This window comes from Bifidobacterium saimiriisciurei (assembly GCF_010667655.1).
GTDB lineage: Bacteria > Actinomycetota > Actinomycetes > Actinomycetales > Bifidobacteriaceae > Galliscardovia > Galliscardovia saimiriisciurei.
The window spans coordinates 1-2,829 of the sequence record NZ_WHZU01000035.1; the positions used below are offsets into that span (position 1 = coordinate 1).

The 2,829-nt window shown below is 64.9% G+C and carries 4 protein-coding genes; 3 read left to right on the forward strand and 1 reads right to left on the reverse strand.

Annotated features, from left to right (window positions below; translation table 11 throughout):
* Positions 1-93 precede the first annotated feature (93 nt).
* Positions 94-639, forward strand: a complete 546-nt coding sequence (locus tag GFD18_RS10885) for a helix-turn-helix transcriptional regulator (protein ID WP_163200160.1) — start codon at positions 94-96, stop codon at positions 637-639.
* 70 nt (positions 640-709) lie between these two features.
* Here GFD18_RS10885 and GFD18_RS11300 read toward each other — a convergent pair whose 3' ends face one another.
* A complete protein-coding gene (locus tag GFD18_RS11300) occupies positions 710-835 on the reverse strand; it encodes a hypothetical protein (protein ID WP_263863979.1) in 126 nt (41 codons plus the stop codon).
* Positions 836-1,110: 275 nt separating this feature from the next.
* Here GFD18_RS11300 and GFD18_RS10890 point away from each other — a divergent pair, with 275 nt between their 5' ends.
* Together GFD18_RS10890 and GFD18_RS10895 are read left to right on the forward strand one after the other, a co-directional pair.
* A complete protein-coding gene (locus GFD18_RS10890) occupies positions 1,111-1,551 on the forward strand; it encodes a helix-turn-helix domain-containing protein (RefSeq protein WP_163200200.1) in 441 nt (146 codons plus the stop codon).
* A 65-nt stretch (positions 1,552-1,616) separates the two neighbouring features.
* The coding region (locus GFD18_RS10895; protein ID WP_163228298.1) for a serine/threonine-protein kinase at positions 1,617-2,829 on the forward strand (1,213 nt) is incomplete at its 3' end.

A 2,829-nucleotide genomic window follows, 5' to 3' on the forward strand; every position in this document is an offset into this window, starting at 1 on the left:
GGGGGGGCGCGGCCACTGCGGGGGTGAATCCGGCTGCCGTGTGCGGTTGGCCCCGCGTTGCGTATGATGGTGGCAGCGCGAAAGGAGGGCGTCATGGCCGTGCCGGAAATCGAACGACGGTGGATAGACAAGTTCCAGGAGAACCTGTCCATCGTGCGCAAGGTCGCAGGATGGACCACGCAGCAGCTTGCCGACGAACTGGGCGTTGCCCGTCAGACCGTCTCCAACCTCGAGACCGGCAGAAGCCCCATGACCAAACTGCAGTATCTCGCGTTGCGAACCGTATTCAACGCGGAGATCGCCGAGCAGGAGAATCGCGACCTCGCCCGCGTCATCAAGACGCTGGTCGATGACCCGATGCAGAACGCCGACGAGGTCGCCGATACCGATGCCGATGATGGCCTCGCCGAGGGGGTGGATGGGTCGTCGGAGACGGCCGTGACGAACCGCGGCGGAAAGCGCGGCGCCGCAGCCCATGGCCGCAGCACCGTCGTGAACAACGGCAAGGCCGAAACGGGGCGTCCGGTGACCGGCGCCGCCATGCAGATACTTGCGGCCATCACCGGCGCGCTCGCCAGCGGCGCCGCAGCCGGCGCCCTTGCCTTCCTCATGCTTCCCGACGGCAAATCCGGCCGTTAGCCGTCGGCCGCTCTGGTTTTTCGTTTTCTCATTCGGCATTCGGCCTCGGCGATGGCGCCGGTCTCGGCCGTCAGCCGATATCGCGTGACGATTCGCCGCTTTTTCGCAACAGCAGCATCGTGATCAGCGAGGCGGCGAGCCCGGCGACGGCGGCCGTCGAACCAACCGCTATGGCGATCTTCAATCGTTCGCTCATGCGTACACCCCTCTTGGCGTTGACATCGTCGCCGGTGGCGTACTGCCAGGGGCGTTGCTGCTGAATATCAAATCCAATCTAATGCAATGTGAAAATGTAATCAAATTAGCATTATGTTAAATAAATGACATCATGTTCTCCGTTCATATGCGACGATGGCGGCGCGGCCGATACCACCATCATCACGGCGGAGCCAGCATTCGACATCAGTCGGCGACTGAATTTCCGGAGATTTCGCCACACGCCGCCGAAACGGTATAAAGGAGGGCATGAGCATGAACGCCGACGACGGGGAACACCTGACCGAGGAGCTGCTGGACCATCTGCTGGCCAGCGACAGCATCGAAACCTACCTTGACGAGGAGAACGTCACCGACCGACGGCTCGTCGACTATCTGCGATATCTGCTTGACGGCCATGGGCTCAAGCGTGCGGCCGTGGCCCGCGCATCGGGCATCAACGCCACCGTGGTGTACGACGTCTTCGCCGGCAAGAGCCGGCCGGGGCGGGACCACGCCATCAAACTCGCCTTCGGGCTCGGCTGCGACCTGCGCGAAACCCAGCGGCTGCTTCGACTCGCCGGAGTCAGTGAATTGTGGTGCAAGCAGCGGCGAGACGCCATCATCATCTGGTGCATGAACCACGGCCTCGACCGCGCGGCCACCGACGACGAACTCTACCGGCTCGGCGAGCCGACGCTGCTCGCGGAGGACTGACCTTGACCGACGTTTGGCGTGTGGAACCGGTGGAACACTGACGGAATGATGACGGAGGATTCGCAATGGACGACAAACAGGTCATGCATGCCATGAACCTCGACGACGCCTACCACGTCGAACGTGTGCTCGCGCGCGGCGCCTATGGCGTCACCGAGCTCGTCAGCATCGACGGCACCGGGCCATTCGTCCGCAAGAAGATACCGCTGAACCTGGTCCGACGCCGTCTCTGGTCGGCGCTCGCCGAGTGCCGTTCGCCAAGACTGCCGCGCATCGAGGCCATGTACGAGCTGCCCGACTGCTTCGTGGTCGTCTACGATTTTGTGGACGGCCGGACACTCGACCGGATCGTCGCCGTACAACGCCCCGACGCGCAGACGGCCACGCGACTTGCCTCCCAGATCTGCGAGGCCGCACATGAACTGCACCGGCACGGCATCGTCCACCGCGACATCACGCCCAGCAACATCGTCGTGGCGTCCGATGGCGTGCACCTCATCGACTTCGGCATCGCGCGCGAAACCGACGGGCCTGCGAAAACCGACCGGAACACCACGGCCCTGGGTACTTGGGGATTCGCCGCGCCGGAACAATACGGCTTCGCCGCCGTCGACGCCCGATCCGACGTCTACGCCATCGGCCGGCTGCTGGGCTATATGCTCACCGGCCTGTATCCGACCGACAACCGGTACGACGCCGCGCTCGCCGACCCCGCCGTCGTGCCGCCCGGCCTGCGCGCCATCGTCGACAAGGCGTGCGCGTTCGAGCCAAGCGCCAGATTCGGCAGCGCGGAGGAATTCCGAAACGCGTTGCTGCACGGACTGCCGCCGGCGGATACGCCGTCGAATGGTGCACCCAGTGCCGGTACTGGTGTCGGTGCCGCGTCCGGCACGGCCGCTGTCACGCAGGCGCAGAAGCGCAGACGCACGACCGTGCTGGTGGCGGCGATTGCCGCGGGGGTCGTCATCGCACTGGTCGTCGCCATCGGCGGCCTTGCGCTGCTGCGCGGCCGTATGACAGACGCCGACGAGGGGTCGCCCAGTACGATGTCGGCCTCGCCTTCAGACTCGTCCGGCAGGTCCGGCTCCGACTCGCCGACCGGGGGAACGGCGTCCGGCGACGGGCAGGATGACGTCGTCGACAATCCGCTCGAAATCACCGAACACGGCTGGTCGGCGGACGACGGGTTCGTGCATTACGTCGTCGCCATACGCAACACCGACAAGACGAAGACCATCGTCTTCCCCGAGCTCGTCGTCACCGGCAAATCGGCCGACG